Consider the following 15,642-nt stretch of genomic DNA (forward strand, 5'->3'; position numbering starts at 1 on the left):
ACCGGCAAAAAACATAGTTCCATAGTTCATAAGATAGCTAATGAAATTACATTCCGCGCATTTCCCTGCCCCGATCTTTTCCCGTAGCCTGATCGCCGCCGCAGCGTTGACCCTTTGTACAGGCCAGGCATTCGCCGTCGAGCCGTTCGTGGTCAAAGACATCCGTGTCGAAGGCATTCAGCGTACCGAAGCCGGTACCGTCTTCAGCTATCTGCCGGTGCGCGTGGGCGACACATTCACGGATGAAAAGGGTACTGCCGCGATCAAGGCGCTGTACGCCACCGGATTCTTCAAGGACGTGCGCGTCGAAGCCGAAGGCGACGTGCTGGTGGTGCAGGTTGAAGAACGTCCGGCCATCGCCAGCGTCGACTTCACCGGCATCAAGGAATTCGACAAGGAACAGCTGACCAAGGCGCTCAAAGAAATCGGCGTCGCCGAGTCGCGTATTTTCGACAAGTCGCAAGTCGACCGCGCCGAACAGGAACTGAAGCGTCAATATCTGTCGCGCGGCCTGTATGGCGCCAAGGTCACAACTACCATCACGCCGGTCGAGCGCAATCGCGTCGCCGTCACGTTTGCCGTGGACGAAGGCGATACGTCGCGCATCAAGCAAATCAACATTATTGGCAACAAGGCATTTTCGGACGGCACGCTGCGCGACCAGCTCAAGCTGACGACGCCGGGCTGGTTCACCTGGTACACCAAGGCCGATCAGTATTCCAAGCAGAAGCTCGCCGGCGATATCGAATCGCTGCGTTCTTATTATCTGGACCGCGGCTATCTTGAAATGCAGATCGACTCGACCCAGGTCTCGATCACGCCCGACAAGAAAGACATCTACGTCACCATCAATATCAACGAAGGCGAGAAGTACACCGTCTCCGACATCAAGCTCGATGGTGAAATGTTCGGCATGGAAGCCGATCTCGCCGCGCTGGTGCAGTTGAAGAAGGGTGAAATCTATTCCGGCTCCAAGCTGACCGACAGCACCAAGAAAATCAGCGAACGCCTCGGCAACTTCGGTTATGCGTTCGCCAACGTCAACGCAAATCCGAACGTCGATCGCGAAAAGAAAGAAGTCGCCTTCACGATCATGGTTGACCCCGGCAAGCGCGTCTACGTGCGCCACATCAACATCGCCGGCAATACCAAGACGCGCGATGAAGTCATCCGCCGCGAATTCCGCCAGTTCGAAGACTCGTGGTATGACGGCGAGAAGATCAAGCTGTCGCGCGACCGCGTCGACCGCTTGGGCTATTTCAAGGAAGTTACCGTCGAGACGCCGGAAGTGCCCAACAGCAACGACCAGATCGACGTCAACCTGAAGGTCGAAGAAAAGCCGACCGGCAACATCATGATCGGCGCCGGCTTCTCGCAAACCGACAAGCTGAGCCTGACCGGTTCGATTTCGCAGGAAAATGCCTTCGGCAGCGGCAACACCATCGGCGTTGAAGTCAACACCAGCTCGCGCTATCGTACGATCGCCGTGTCGCAGACCAATCCTTACTTCACCGATGACGGCGTCAGCCGCACGTACGAAGTGTTCCTGCGGACGATTCGTCCGTCCGCGTACACTACCGGTGATTACCGCGTGAAAACGATCGGCGGCAGCGTCAAGTTCGGCGTGCCGTTCTCCGAGCTGGACCGCATTTTCTTCGGCATTGGTATTGAAAACACCAAGGTCGATACCGACAGCACCAGCCCGAGTCTGTATCGACAATATGTGCGCGACTTCGGCGCCGGCGGCGTAGCAGGCTGCGATGTCGTAAACAATGCCTCCTGCGGTGTCGGCACCGCCTCGACCACCAGCTTCCCGCTGACTGCAGCATGGCAGCGCGATAGCCGCGACAGTGCATTGGTGCCGACCAAGGGTCGTTACCAGCGCGCCAATCTGGAGTTGTCCGCCGTCGGCACCTTGAAGTACTATCGCGCAACATACCAGCATCAATACTTCCAGCCGTTCTGGGCGAATGCCGCAACGATCGCATTCAATGGCGAAGTCGACTACGGCAAGGGCATTGGCGGCAAGCCTTATCCTATCTTCAAGAATTACTATGCCGGCGGTATCGGCACCGTGCGCGGTTACGAGGCATCGTCGCTGGGTAACCTGAAAGATCAGTACGGTGATTCGATGGGCGGCGCCTCGCGCCTCCTTGGTAGCGTAGAATTGCAATTCCCGTTCCCGGGCTCGGGACAGGATCGCAGCTTGCGCTGGTTCACGTTCCTTGACGGCGGTAACGTGTTCGCGGACGGCGAACGCATCAAGATCAACGACTTGCGCTATTCGACCGGTCTCGGCATCAGCTGGATCTCGCCGATCGGTCCCTTGAAGTTGAGCTACGGCAAACCGTTGAACTTGAAGCAGGGCGACAAGTCCCAGAACTTCCAGTTCCAGCTCGGTACCGGTTTCTGATCGCAAGATCAGTCGGTGGCATAATTGAAATCTGTATTACGGAGAATGACCTTGAAGTTTATTACTAAATCATTGTTGTCGATGCAGGCCGCGACACTGGCCGTCGGCATGCTGTCGTTTGCAAACGTCCATGCTCAGGAATCGAAAATCGCGTTTGTCAGCACCGAGCGCATTTTCCGCGAAGCGATGCCTGCCAAGGCTGCGCAAACGAAACTCGAAGCCGAATTCGCCAAACGCGAAAAAGACATCGCAGACATGGCTGCACGCCTGAAGGCACAGTCCGACAAGCTCGACAAGGACGCTGCAGTGCTGTCGGAGTCGGACCGTGCAAAACGCCAGCGCGACCTGAGCGATCTCGACAAGGAATTCCAGCGCAAGCAACGTGAATTCCGCGAAGACCTGAACCAGCGCCGCAACGAAGAATTGTCCGTGGTTCTGGAGCGCACGAACAAGGTGATCCGTCAGATCGCTGAAGCAGAAAAGTACGACATCGTGTTCCAGGAAGCGGTCTATGCCAGCAAGCGCATCGACATCACCGACAAGGTGCTGAAAGAACTGTCGAAGTAATCCTGTCGCAAGCAATACCATTCATCACATGTTCACCCCAGGCGCGCGGATTGTTCCGAGAAGAAATATTCAATCTGCGTTGCCTGAGCAGGTAACGGAATAATCTACGAAGGCCAGCATGAGTATTCGGCTAGGACAGTTGGTCGAACGCTTGGGTGGCCAGCTCAAAGGCAATGCGCAGATCGAGGTCGGCGGTATTGCTCCTCTGGACGCCGCGACATCGTCGCACATGACGTTCCTCTCCAATCCCAGGTTTCGTTCGCAGGCAGAACAGACGCAAGCTGCGGCGCTGATTTTGTCCGAAGCGGATGATGAAGCCGTTGCCGCCTATCAGGGCGCGCGCATCGTCACCAAAAACCCGTATGCCTATTTCGCCAAGGCTGCCCAGCTGTTTGCCGCGCAGGCAGCGATTCCGGTTGCGGCCGGCATCCACGCCAGCGCCTGTGTCGACCCCAGCGCCCAAGTGGCGGCGAGCGCCACCATCGGTCCGCAGGTCGTCATTGAAGCCGGCGCCGTCATCGGTGAGCGCGCGGTTATCGACGCGGGCAGCTATATCGGACGCAATGCGCACATCGGCGCGGATACGCATTTCTACGCGCGCGTGACTTTCCACTCCGGGTGTGAAATCGGCGAACGCGGCATTGTCCATTCCGGCGTCGTCATTGGCGCGGACGGTTTCGGCTTCGCCAACGAGAGCGGCATCTGGGTCAAGATTCCGCAAGTGGGCAGAGTGGTGATCGGCAACGACGTCGAAATCGGCGCCAATACCACCATCGACCGCGGCGCCTTGTCCGACACGGTGCTGGAAGACGGCGTCAAGCTCGACAACCAGATCCAGATTGCACATAACTGCCATATCGGCGCGCATACAGCGATCGCGGCTTGCGCAGGCATCGCCGGCAGCGCCAAAATCGGCAAATATTGCTCGATCGGCGGCGCTGCCATGATCCATGGTCACATCACCATTGCTGACAGGGTGCATGTGTCGGCCGGTACGCTGGCATTGCGTTCCATTCAGGAGCCGGGACAATATACCGGCTTCTATCCCATCGCCAAGCACGGAGAATGGGAAAAATCAGCAGCATTGGTGCGCAATCTGGGCACAATGCGTGAGAAAATCCGTGCGTTGGAAAAAACGATCAAATCGCTTACAGAGCAGCTTACTGCGCAAAATACTGAGCAAAAAAAATGACTAGCCTCGACATCAATCAAATCAAAGAATATCTCCCGCACCGTTATCCGATGTTGCTGGTGGACCGCGTCCTCGAATGGGAAAGCGGCAAGGACATTACCGCCATCAAGAACGTGACCGTGAATGAAGAGTTCTTCAACGGCCACTTCCCGCACAAGCCGGTGATGCCGGGCGTGCTGATGATCGAAGCGCTGGCGCAGACTGCCGCGCTGCTGTCGTTCCTGACCGAAGGCCGCAAGCCGGACGCCAGCACCGTGGTGTATTTCGTCGGTATCGACAATGCGCGTTTCAAGCGTCCGGTGGAGCCGGGCGACCAGTTGAAGATGCACGTGGAAATCACCCGTCGCGCCCGCGGCATCTGGAAATACAAAGCGGTTGCGACCGTCGACGGCCAAGTAGCGGTTGAAGGCGACCTGATGTGCACCATGCGTAACGCCAACGACGCCAGCCAGGCAGGCTGATTCATGTCGCGTATTCATCCTACCGCTGTCATCGAGTCGGGCGCGCAGCTCGACTCGTCGGTTGAGGTTGGCGCCTACTCGGTCATCGGCGCCAATGTGCGCATCGGTGCCGGCACCAAAGTCGGCCCGCACGTGGTGATCGAAGGCCATACGACCATTGGCCGCGACAATCAGATCTTCCAGTTCGGCTCCCTCGGCGCTGCGCCGCAGGACAAGAAATACGCCGGCGAACCGACCCGCCTTGAGATCGGCGACCGCAACACCATCCGTGAATTCGTCACCTTCAACCTGGGCACCACCCAGGATGCCGGTGTCACCCGCCTTGGCGATGACAACTGGATCATGGCGTACGTGCACATTGCGCATGATTGCCAGTTGGGCAACAACATCATCCTGGCCAACAACGCCACCCTGGCCGGACACGTCCATCTGGGCGACTGGGTGTTCCTCGGCGGTTTTACGTCGGTGCACCAGTTCTGCAAGATCGGCGCGCACGCCATGACGGCATTTACCGCTGCCGTGAGCCAGGACGTTCCTCCATTCGTGACGGCTGCCGGTAACCGCGCCGTGCCGGCCGGCATCAACAGCGAAGGCCTGAAACGCCGAGGTTTCACGCCCGAACAGATCGCTGCGATCAAGCGCGCCTACAAAGCGGTCTATCGTTCCGGCCTGCCGCTGGAAGAGGCCAGGCAAGCGTTGCAGCAGCAAGAAGAAAATTCCCCCGAGTCCGCCGCTCACATCCGCCTGATGCGCGAATTCATTGCCTCGTCCTCTCGTGGCATCATCCGATAACATCTCCATCGCCATGGTCGCCGGCGAAAGTTCGGGCGACCTGTTGGCGAGCCGTTTGCTGTCCGGCTTGCGTCCGCGCCTGCCGGATGCACGCCTGCACGGCATTGGCGGACCGCATATGGCGGAGCATGGCTTCGTGAGCGACTGGCCGATGGACAAATTGACCGTGCGCGGCCTGTTCGAAGTGGTGCCGCGTTATCGCGAACTCAAGGGCATACAAAATACGCTGCGCGACCAGTTGCTGGCCGAACGGCCGTCCGTATTCATCGGCATCGACTATCCCGGTTTCAACCTCGGCCTCGAGCAGCAACTGCGCGATGCAGGCATCCCCACCATGCATTTCATCGGTCCGCAGATCTGGGCCTGGCGCGGGGGACGCATCAAGAAAATCGCGCGCGCGGTGTCGCACATGCTGGTGATCTTCCCGTTCGAGGAAGAGATTTACCGCAAAGCCGGCGTGCCGGTGACCTACGTCGGGCATCCGTTGGCGGAAATCATCCCGATGGAACCCGATCAGGCCGGTGCGCGTGCCGCGCTCGGGTTGCAGCAAGACCGTCGCATCGTGGCGATCCTGCCGGGCAGCCGCATGTCCGAACTCAAGTACAACACCGTCAGTTTCCTTGGCGCGGCCAGATTGTTGCGCCAGCGCGAGCCGCAATTGCAGTTCGTGGCGCCGATGGCGGGTGACAAGCAGCGCGCGTATTTCGAACAATTGATTGCCGAGACCGGCGCTGTTGATCTTGGCATCCACGTCGTCAGCGGCCAATCGCATGCGGCCATGGAAGCAGCCGACGCCGTACTGGTCGCTTCCGGTACGGCATCGCTGGAAGTGGCCTTATACAAGAAACCGATGGTCATCGCCTACAAGATGATGCGCGCTTCCTATGCGATCATGCGCCACATGAACTACCAACCCTGGGTTGGCTTGCCGAATATCCTGGCGCGAGAATTCGTTGTGCCGGAATTGCTGCAGGATGCCGCCACGCCACAGGCGCTGGCCGATGCGTTGTGGAAGCAGCTTGACGATCCTGTGCATTGCCGCAACCTGCGCCAGCGTTTTACCGACATGCACCACACCTTGCTGCGCGATACCGCCAACGCCAGCGCTCAGGCGGTATGCGCCTTGCTGGATCGGCAGCGTGCACGATTTGCACCAGGAAGCTGAAAGTCATGGCGAAGAAACAAGATCTGAATCTGTCCCTGTTTGCGTTCGACAACTATGTCGGCGAGATCATTTGCGGCGTTGACGAAGCAGGGCGTGGACCGTTGGCGGGACCGGTATTCGCCGCCGCAGTCATTCTCGATCCGGCGCGGCCGATAGTCGGCCTGCGTGACTCCAAGAAGTTGTCCGAGGCCAGCCGCGATGCGCTTGCGCTTGAAATCAAGGATCGCGCCATCGCCTGGGCAATTGCAGAATGCTCGGAAAATGAAATCGACCAGCTCAATATCCTCCACGCCAGCATGCTGGCCATGCGGCGCGCGGTCGAGGCGCTCGAGACCATCCCCACGCTGGCGCTGATCGACGGCAATCGCTGTCCGGTGATGACGATACGTTCGGAAGCCATCATCAAGGGTGACGACAAGGTGCCGGCGATCTCGGCGGCATCCATCCTTGCGAAGACCGCACGCGACGCCGCCTTGCTGGTGCTGCACGCACAGTATCCGAATTACGCCTTCGATCAACACAAGGGCTATCCGACTGCATTGCATCTGGAGCGCTTGCAGCTGCACGGCGTCTCGCCGGTGCATCGCAAGTCGTACGCGCCGGTGCGCGCCTTGTTGAACGCCGGCTGAAGGGCGTCACGATGAAAACGATTTCTTCGCGCGATAACCCGCTGTACAAGGAACTCAAGCAGCTCGCCACCAGCGCACAGGCGCGACGCAAGGCCGGTCGCAGCCTGCTCGACGGCGTGCACCTGGCGCAAGCTTATTTGCAGGGAGCAGGCAAGCCCGCGTTCTGCATCGTCGCCGAGAGCGCGCTGCATCACGCTGAAGTGGCGCCGGTGCTGGCGCAGTGCGAAGCTGCAGGCAGTCAGTGCATTTGCCTGACCGATGCGCTGTACCAGGCGGCCAGCCAGGTCGAAAACGGTGTTGGATTATTGCTGGTGATTGCCACGCCGCAGCCGTCCGCGCCCACGGCGCTGACAACGTCTGCCGTGTTGCTCGACGGCCTGCAGGATCCCGGCAATCTGGGCTCCATCCTGCGCAGCGCCGCGGCGGCAGGTATCGGCCAGGTGTTCTGCTCGGCAGGCACCGCCGCAGCGTGGTCTCCCAAAGTCTTGCGCGCCGGTATGGGAGCGCATTTCCAACTGGAGATATTCGAGAATGCCGATCTGCTGAGCCTGTGCAAGGGCAGTGCAATTCCCGTATTGGCGACTAGTTCCTACGCGCAAAAGAACATCTATCAAACCGACCTCACGCAGGCTGTCGCCTGGCTGTTCGGCCATGAAGGGCAGGGTGTCGCCGACGACTTGCTCGACGCAGCCAGCGATAAGGTCGTGATTCCGCATCTCGGCGAGATGGAGTCGCTCAACGTCGCTGCCGCCGCAGCGGTATGTTTCTTTGAGCAGGTCCGGCAAAAGCAGGGCAACGCTTCCTGAGTTGGCGATGAACTTCCCGTCGCCGGATCTCCATGCCTATTTCAGCGGACGCTGGAATTTCCTGCGAACAATGTTCGGCGCCGACGACGTTCTGATCGGCGAAGCCGAAGGCGCGGCCGAGTTCTTGCCGGGAGCCGGCACGTCTCTGTTGCATTACAAGGAATCGGGACAATTGCGGCTGGCCGCCGATCAGCGCGTGGTCGCCTTTTCGCGGCGCTTCGACTACGAGGTTGCAAGCGATGTTGTGCACGTGGTGTTTGCCGACGGCATGCAGGCCGGACAGGCTTACCAGAGCTATCGCTATGACGCGGTGAAACAGGCTTTGCTGCCGGTCGAGACGCATCTCTGCATTCTCGACCGCTACGACGGCAGCTATCAGTTGATTGACGATGAACAGTTCGAATTGCGCACACGCATAGACGGCCCGCACAAGGATTATCTGGTGCACACGCGTTTCACCAGACAGCCCGGCTAGTTTGCATATGGCATGCTGATGTGAAGATCAGCGCGTCTCCGGCTTGATTTCCTGCAGGATGGTGGCGGCGATTTCTTCGATCGACTTGGCTGTCGACGACATCCAGCGGATGCCTTCACGGCGCATCATCTTTTCTGCCTCATTGATTTCATAGCGGCAGTTTTCGATGGCGGCGTATTTGCTGCCGGGGCGGCGCTCATTGCGCACTTCGGACAAGCGTTCGGCGGCGATGGTCAGGCCGAAGATCTTCTTCTTGAAATTCACCAGCCCGCTCGGCAGCTTGTCGCGTTCGAAGTCTTCCGGAATCAGTGGGTAGTTGGCCGCCTTGATGCCGTATTGCATCGCCAGATACAGGCTGGTCGGGGTCTTGCCTGAACGCGACACGCCGACCAGGATGACATCGGCGCTGGCCAGATTCTTGTTGGACTGGCCGTCGTCATGCGCCAGCGAGAAATTGATCGCCTCGATGCGGTTCTTGTACTCTTCCGAATCGGCCGTGTTGTGGCTGCGGCCGATGGTGTGGGTCGACTTGACGCCGAGTTCCTGCTCCAGCGGTTCGACGAACGTCTGGAACAAGTCCATGTGCATCGCCCGCGACTGGCGGATGACCGCCGACAGATCGGCTTTCACCAGCGTCGAAAACACGATCGGCGCCTTGCCGTCGACTTCGGCCACTTCATTGATGCGGCGCGTGGCGTCGTAGGCCTTGTCCAGCGTATCGACGAACGGCAGCCGCACTTGCTTGAAGCGCAGCTCGAACTGGCTGAGGACGGAGTGGCCCAGCGTTTCCGCCGTAATGCCGGTGCCGTCGGAAACGAAGAACACCGTGCGGTTGGCGGGCGGCAAGGGGACCGGGTGGGAAGACGGGGCAAGATCGAGCATAGTGTTGTTAAAGAGAAAACAATAAAAAATAAGAGGGGGGATGAAAAAAAAGCCGGCTACCCTGTAAAATGCCATGCAACAGATTGAGAAGCTAGCTCAAAATGACCCTGAACGTGCTGCGCAAGTTGACCGAAACCATCTGGATGTTTGCCTTTGCAAACACCTTCGGAACTGCCGCGCGCCGTTTGCATCACGTCATGCACCTCATGAGCCGTGCCGCAGTACCTGCAGTTGGTCCGGCACTTGCTTCAGCACTTGCACCAATTATGTCGCCTTCGTCCCAAAATAACAAAGAACAAATGACGATCGCCGGCGCCGCGAAGATTTCCCATCATCAAACTAGAGGTTGTTATGTCCAACGCAGTAAACATGGGTTCTGCCCAGGGGGCCGCATACGTAGTCTCCTTTGAAAATCTTCGCATGACGGATGTCGAGTCCGTCGGCGGCAAGAACGCGTCGCTGGGTGAAATGATCAGCCAGCTGGCCGGTGCCGGAGTCCGCGTGCCAGGTGGCTTTGCCACGACCGCACAGGCTTTCCGCGACTTTCTGGAACACAGTGCAAATGGCGGCGCAACGCTGGCTCAACGCATTGCGGATCGTCTCGTTACGCTGGACATCGAAGATGTGCGTGCATTGGCGCAAGCCGGTGCGGAGATTCGTCAATGGATTATCGACACGCCTTTCCAGCCTGCGCTGGAACAGCAGATCAAATCCTTCTACGACAAACTGGTTGCCGACTCCACCGCGGAGATGTCGTTCGCCGTGCGTTCGTCCGCGACTGCAGAGGATTTGCCTGACGCCTCCTTTGCCGGTCAGCAGGAAACCTTCCTCAATGTGGTCGGCATCGACAACGTGCTCGAAGCGATGAAGCATGTGTTCGCGTCGCTGTACAACGACCGTGCGATCTCGTACCGCGTCCACAAGGGCTTCACCCACGCCGAAGTCGCATTGTCTGCCGGCGTGCAGCGCATGGTCCGTTCCGACGTCGGCGCCGCCGGCGTCATGTTCACCATCGACACCGAATCGGGCTTCAAGGACGTGGTCTTCATCACGTCCAGCTACGGCCTGGGCGAAACAGTGGTGCAGGGCGCGGTCAATCCGGACGAGTTCTACGTTCACAAGCCAATGCTGGAACAAGGCAAGCTGCCAATCATCCGCCGCAACATCGGCTCCAAGCTGATCAAGATGGAATTCACCGGTGAAGCCAAAGCCGGCCGCTCGGTCAAGACCGTCGACGTGCCGGTCGAAATGCGCAATCGCTATTCGCTCAACGACGCCGAAATCGTCGAACTGGCCAAATACGCCACCATCATCGAGAAGCACTACGAGCGTCCGATGGACATCGAATGGGGCAAGGATGGCCGCGACGGCAAGCTGTACATCCTGCAAGCGCGTCCGGAAACCGTGAAGTCGCAGCAAAAGGCGACCGACGCGCAGCAGCGTTTCAAACTCAAGGGTTCCAGCACCGTGCTGGCAACCGGGCGCGCCATCGGCCAGAAGATCGGCGCCGGTCCGGTGCGCGTGATTCGCGATGCCGCCGAAATGGAACGCGTCCAGCCAGGCGACGTGCTGGTGGCCGACATGACCGATCCGAACTGGGAACCGGTCATGAAGCGCGCTGCAGCGATCGTCACCAATCGCGGCGGCCGCACCTGTCACGCAGCGATCATCGCGCGTGAACTGGGCGTGCCGGCAGTGGTCGGTTGCGGCGACGCCACCGACGTGCTCAAGGACGGCACGCTGGTCACCGTTTCCTGCGCCGAAGGCGATGAAGGCAAGATCTACGACGGCCTGCTGGAAACCGAAATCACCGAAGTCGCACGCGGCGAATTGCCGTCGATTCCGTTGAAGATCATGATGAACGTCGGCAACCCGCAACTGGCGTTCGACTTCCAGTCGATCCCGAACGGCGGCGTCGGTCTGGCGCGTCTGGAATTCATCATCAACAACAATATCGGCGTGCATCCACGCGCGATCCTGGAATACCCGAACATCGACGCCGACCTGAAGAAGGCCGTCGAGTCGGTCGCCCGCGGCCATGCTTCACCGAAGGCCTTCTACGTCGACAAGCTGGCCGAAGGCATCGCCACCATCGCGGCGGCATTCTGGCCCAAGCCGGTCATCGTGCGCCTGTCCGACTTCAAGTCGAATGAGTACAAGAAGCTTATCGGCGGTTCGCGCTACGAGCCGGACGAAGAAAATCCTATGCTGGGCTTCCGCGGCGCCGCACGTTACCTGTCGGCCGATTTTGCTGAAGCATTCGAAATGGAATGCCAGGCCATGAAGCGCGTGCGCAACGACATGGGCCTGACCAACGTCGAGATCATGGTGCCGTTCGTCCGTACCCTGGGCCAGGCGGAAAAGGTCATCGGCCTGCTCGGCAAGAACGGCCTCAAGCGCGGCGAAAACGGCCTGCGCGTCATCATGATGTGCGAAGTGCCTTCCAACGCGATTCTGGCGGAAGAGTTCCTCGAACACTTCGACGGCTTCTCGATCGGTTCCAACGACTTGACGCAGCTGACATTGGGCCTGGACCGCGACTCCGGCATGGAGTTGCTGGCAGCCGATTTCGACGAGCGCGATCCGGCCTTGCAAGCCTTGCTGACCAAGGTCATCTCGACTTGCCTCGCCAAGGGCAAATACGTCGGCATCTGCGGCCAGGGTCCTTCGGACCATCCGGATTTCGCGGAATGGCTGATGAAGCAAGGTATCGAATCGATCTCGCTGAATCCTGATTCGGTGATCGACACCTGGCAAAAACTGGCCGCCAGCCACGCAGGAAAATAAGCAAGCTGCGTTATCTCGGCTTATTTGCTTCAACAAAAACGCGGGCTTCGGGCCCGCGTTTTTGCTTTTTGCGAATAGGCTGTTACAGTCTTGCCGATAAGCAGGTCTGCAGCAGTTTTTGCAGCATTCAGAAAAGGAACAAGGACATGATGGACTGGGCGATATGGTTCGTAGCGGCCGGCGTGGCAATCGGCGTGGAACTCTTTACCGGCACGTTCTATTTGCTGATGATTGCGATCGGTCTCGGCGCCGGCGGCGTCGCCGCGCTGTTGGGCGGAAAGTTGGAGTGGCAGTTGCTGCTGGCGGCGGCGATCGGTTTTGCCGCCATCGGCGCATTGCGGCGCAGCCGCTTCGGTCGCAGGCATGAAAATGACGCCGGGCGCGATCCCAACGTGAACCTCGACATCGGCCAAAGCGTGAGCGTCGATCACTGGAACGACCTCGACGGCACCCACACTGCGCGCATCCGCTATCGCGGCGCGGAATGGGACGTCGAACTCGCAGCGGGCAGCCCTGTGCAAGCAGGACAATTCATCATCCGGGAAGTACGGGGCAGCCGCCTGATCGTCTCTCACCAAGCCTCTCAACACTAGGAGAATATTCATGTTCGGAAGCGTGACGCTGGTCATTTTTTTCATTGCCATCATCTTTGTCATCAAGACCGTCAAAGTCGTGCCTCAACAGCATGCCTGGGTGGTCGAGCGCCTCGGTAAATACCACGCGACGCTCGGGCCGGGCCTGAACATCGTGGTGCCTTTCATCGATCGTGTCGCCTACAAGCACGTCCTCAAGGAAATCCCTCTCGACGTACCGCCGCAAGTCTGCATCACGCGCGACAACACGCAGCTGCAGGTCGACGGCATCCTGTACTTTCAGATCACCGATCCGATGCGTGCATCCTATGGTTCGTCGAACTACATCGCGGCGATCACGCAGTTGGCGCAAACCACCTTGCGTTCCGTGATCGGCAAGATGGAACTCGATAAGACTTTCGAAGAGCGTGATCACATCAACACCGCCATCGTCAGCGCCATTGACGAGTCGGCCGCGAACTGGGGCGTGAAGGTGCTGCGTTACGAAATCAAGGACCTGACGCCGCCCAAGGAGATCCTCCATGCCATGCAGGCGCAGATCACCGCCGAACGTGAAAAGCGCGCTGATCGCCGCTTCCGAAGGCCGCAAGCAGGAGCAGATCAACATCGCCACCGGCGAACGCGAAGCCTCGATCGCCAAGTCGGAAGGCGAAAAGCAGGCGTCGATCAACCGCGCCGAAGGCCAGGCCGCAGCCATCATCGCCATTGCCAACGCCAGCGCCGAAGCGCTGCGCAAGACGGCTGCGGCGATCCAGTCGCCGGGCGGGGAAGAAGCGGTCAACCTGAAAGTCGCAGAACAATATGTCGCGGCGTTTTCGCAACTGGCCAAGACCAACAATTCCATCATCGTGCCAGCCAACCTGAGCGACATGAGCACGCTGATTGCCAGCGCGCTGCAAGTCGTGAAGGCGCAGGGGAAATAAGCGAAGGCTTCAGCCGATACGGCAACGTCGAATCAAAAAAGCCTGAAGAGAAATCTTCAGGCTTTTTTAACGGCTATCGCAAAGCAATCATGCAATCAAACCGCAGCAAGCGCCTGATCCAGATCTGCAATCAGATCGTCGATATGCTCAATGCCAATCGACAGGCGCACGGTGTCTTCGGTGACGCCGGCTTTGACCAGTTCGGCCGGCGAGAGCTGGCGATGCGTGGTCGAGGCCGGATGCGTGGCCAGTGATTTGGCGTCGCCGATATTGACCAGGCGTGTGAACAGTTGCAGCGCATCCTGGAACTTTGCGCCGCCGGCGAGGCCGCCCTTGACGCCAAAAGTCAGGATGCCCGACGGCTTGCCCTTGAAGTATTTTTGCGCCAGGGCGTGGTCGGGATGATCTTCAAGCCCGGCATAGTTGACCCAGTTCACCTTCGGATGTTTTTTCAGGTGCTGCGCCACCGTCAGTGCGTTGGCGGTGATGCGGTCGAGCCGCAAGGCCAACGTTTCAATGCCCTGCAGGATCTGGAAACTGTTGAACGGCGACAGCGCGGCTCCGGTATTGCGCAAGGGCACCACGCGGGCGCGGCCGATGTAAGCCGCTTCACCCAGCGCTTCGGTATAGACCACGCCGTGGTAGCTGACGTCGGGCTCGTTGAGGCGCTTGAAGCGCTCCTTGTGCTTTGCCCACGGGAACTTGCCGGAGTCGACAATCGCACCGCCCAGGCTGGTGCCGTGGCCGCCCAGATACTTCGTCAAGGAGTGCACCACGATGTCGGCGCCATGTTCGAACGGCCTGAGCAGATAGGGCGTGGCGACGGTATTGTCGACGATCAGCGGGACGCCGTGGCGATGGGCGATCTCGGCGATGGCGGCAATGTCGGTGATGTTGCCGAGAGGATTGCCGATGGATTCGATGAACACCGCCTTGGTGCGCGCATCGATGTGCTGCTCGAAGGAGGCTGGCGTGCGCGGATCGGCGAAGCGCGTCTCGATGCCGAATTGCGGCAGCGTATGCGCGAACAGGTTGTAGGTGCCGCCGTACAGCGTGGAGGCCGAGACGATATTGTCGCCGGCTTCGGCGATGGTCTGGATGGCATAGGTGACCGCCGCCTGGCCCGACGCCACCGCCAGCGCAGCAATGCCGCCTTCCAGCGCCGCGACGCGTTTTTCCAGCACGTCCTGCGTCGGATTCATGATGCGTGAATAAATATTGCCTTGCACCTTCAGGTCGAACAGGTCGGCGCCATGCTGCGTGTCGTCGAAGGCAAACGCCACCGTCTGGTAGATCGGCACCGCCACCGCCTTGGTGGTCGGGTCAGGCGTGTAGCCGGCATGCACGGAGAGGGTTTCGAATTTCCATTGCGGTGCTTGTGTCATCGGATCTTCCTGCAGGTCAAGAATAACGTGAGAGGGAAAAATGACTCTAACCAGCCGCCGATGCGCAGCGAACGAATCATTTTGCATATCCATATGCGGTGCGGGCGGGCTCGATGCATTCGTCGACAAAGTTGTGCCGGAACTGCCGCGGCGTGGAATTTTCCGTCACTGACACGCGGGCAAGACGCTGGGTGAAAATCTCGGCTTGCCGCGGCCGGCGCACAGGTTCTTCTCCGGAAGGTGATTTACCGCGCTGCCGGCATCTTGCGCATCCAGTCCGGCAGTCTGGTCCATGCCAGTTGGCGTGGATCGAGGGGGAAAGCCCCCGGCGCGGCGCAGATCAGAATGTCGCTCGCAATGGGTGCGAAGTCGGCGCGGAAGTGGACTGTACTTTTGACCGCGATGATCGCTTGCTCTGACGGCTCAATGCCGATGAATCGCAGCAGTTCCAGGTCGAGCAGTTGCACCGGTTTCGATACGACCACCACGCGCACGCCGCCGACCGCCAGCAGAGCGCTCGGACCGAGTGTCAGCCGGTAGCCGCTGAAGACGCTGCCGGTGGCGGCCCAACC

15 protein-coding genes and 1 pseudogene are annotated in these 15,642 nt (G+C 59.4%); 13 read left to right on the plus strand and 3 right to left on the minus strand.

What is annotated here, in order from left to right:
• Nucleotides 1-40: 40 nt before the first annotated feature.
• From bamA to HLUSI_RS0118835, 9 genes are all read left to right on the plus strand, one after another.
• On the plus strand, nt 41-2,413 hold the full coding sequence (gene bamA / locus HLUSI_RS0118795; RefSeq protein ID WP_016835424.1) for an outer membrane protein assembly factor BamA: 2,373 nt from the start codon (nt 41-43) through the stop codon (nt 2,411-2,413).
• 45 nt (nt 2,414-2,458) lie between these two features.
• Nucleotides 2,459-2,980, plus strand: a complete 522-nt coding sequence (locus HLUSI_RS0118800) for an OmpH/Skp family outer membrane protein (RefSeq protein ID WP_238534039.1) — start codon at nt 2,459-2,461, stop codon at nt 2,978-2,980.
• Between the two features lie 118 nt (nt 2,981-3,098).
• On the plus strand, nt 3,099-4,172 hold the full coding sequence (lpxD, locus tag HLUSI_RS0118805; RefSeq protein ID WP_029363759.1) for a UDP-3-O-(3-hydroxymyristoyl)glucosamine N-acyltransferase: 1,074 nt from the start codon (nt 3,099-3,101) through the stop codon (nt 4,170-4,172).
• Entirely contained in the window at nt 4,169-4,633 is a 465-nt protein-coding gene (fabZ, locus tag HLUSI_RS0118810; protein WP_016835427.1) for a 3-hydroxyacyl-ACP dehydratase FabZ, read from the plus strand. The genes lpxD and fabZ overlap by 4 nt, the downstream gene beginning before the upstream one ends.
• A 3-nt stretch (nt 4,634-4,636) precedes the next feature.
• Nucleotides 4,637-5,425, plus strand: a complete 789-nt coding sequence (gene lpxA / locus HLUSI_RS0118815; protein ID WP_016835428.1) for an acyl-ACP--UDP-N-acetylglucosamine O-acyltransferase — start codon at nt 4,637-4,639, stop codon at nt 5,423-5,425.
• Nucleotides 5,409-6,590, plus strand: coding sequence for a lipid-A-disaccharide synthase (gene lpxB / locus HLUSI_RS0118820; protein WP_029363760.1), 1,182 nt, complete (start codon nt 5,409-5,411; stop codon nt 6,588-6,590). Before lpxA ends, lpxB begins: the two co-directional genes overlap by 17 nt.
• 5 nt (nt 6,591-6,595) lie before the next feature.
• Complete coding sequence (gene rnhB / locus HLUSI_RS0118825) at nt 6,596-7,219, plus strand: ribonuclease HII (protein WP_016835430.1); 624 nt, start codon at nt 6,596-6,598, stop codon at nt 7,217-7,219.
• A gap of 11 nt (nt 7,220-7,230) precedes the next feature.
• On the plus strand, nt 7,231-8,025 hold the full coding sequence (locus HLUSI_RS0118830; RefSeq protein ID WP_016835431.1) for a TrmH family RNA methyltransferase: 795 nt from the start codon (nt 7,231-7,233) through the stop codon (nt 8,023-8,025).
• A gap of 7 nt (nt 8,026-8,032) precedes the next feature.
• Nucleotides 8,033-8,500, plus strand: coding sequence for a DUF6314 family protein (locus HLUSI_RS0118835; RefSeq protein WP_016835432.1), 468 nt, complete (start codon nt 8,033-8,035; stop codon nt 8,498-8,500).
• 27 nt (nt 8,501-8,527) lie between these two features.
• Here HLUSI_RS0118835 and ppsR read toward each other — a convergent pair whose 3' ends face one another.
• Nucleotides 8,528-9,382: a posphoenolpyruvate synthetase regulatory kinase/phosphorylase PpsR gene (gene ppsR, locus HLUSI_RS0118840; RefSeq protein WP_029363761.1), complete on the minus strand. Its 855-nt coding sequence runs from the start codon at nt 9,380-9,382 to the stop codon at nt 8,528-8,530.
• 101 nt (nt 9,383-9,483) lie between these two features.
• On the opposite strand from ppsR, the gene HLUSI_RS31875 reads away from it, so the two are divergent.
• The 4 genes and pseudogenes from HLUSI_RS31875 to HLUSI_RS29570 all read left to right on the plus strand — a co-directional run bounded on the left by HLUSI_RS31875 (nt 9,484) and on the right by HLUSI_RS29570 (nt 13,685).
• Complete coding sequence (locus tag HLUSI_RS31875) at nt 9,484-9,792, plus strand: hypothetical protein (protein ID WP_083830994.1); 309 nt, start codon at nt 9,484-9,486, stop codon at nt 9,790-9,792.
• 10 nt (nt 9,793-9,802) lie between these two features.
• Nucleotides 9,803-12,169 (plus strand): phosphoenolpyruvate synthase, encoded by a 2,367-nt coding sequence (ppsA, locus tag HLUSI_RS0118845; protein WP_016835434.1) that lies wholly within the window; start codon nt 9,803-9,805, stop codon nt 12,167-12,169.
• 146 nt (nt 12,170-12,315) lie between these two features.
• On the plus strand, nt 12,316-12,762 hold the full coding sequence (locus HLUSI_RS0118850) for an NfeD family protein (RefSeq protein ID WP_016835435.1): 447 nt from the start codon (nt 12,316-12,318) through the stop codon (nt 12,760-12,762).
• A gap of 10 nt (nt 12,763-12,772) precedes the next feature.
• A pseudogene (locus tag HLUSI_RS29570) lies at nt 12,773-13,685 on the plus strand (SPFH domain-containing protein).
• Between the two features lie 95 nt (nt 13,686-13,780).
• Here HLUSI_RS29570 and HLUSI_RS0118860 read toward each other — a convergent pair.
• Entirely contained in the window at nt 13,781-15,070 is a 1,290-nt protein-coding gene (locus tag HLUSI_RS0118860; protein ID WP_016835437.1) for an O-acetylhomoserine aminocarboxypropyltransferase/cysteine synthase family protein, read from the minus strand.
• 245 nt (nt 15,071-15,315) lie between these two features.
• The coding region (locus tag HLUSI_RS29575) for an MlrC C-terminal domain-containing protein (RefSeq protein ID WP_040503670.1) at nt 15,316-15,642 on the minus strand (327 nt) is incomplete at its 5' end.

Origin of the sequence: Herbaspirillum lusitanum P6-12 (assembly GCF_000256565.1) — a bacterium.
Classification (GTDB): domain Bacteria; phylum Pseudomonadota; class Gammaproteobacteria; order Burkholderiales; family Burkholderiaceae_D; genus Herbaspirillum; species Herbaspirillum lusitanum.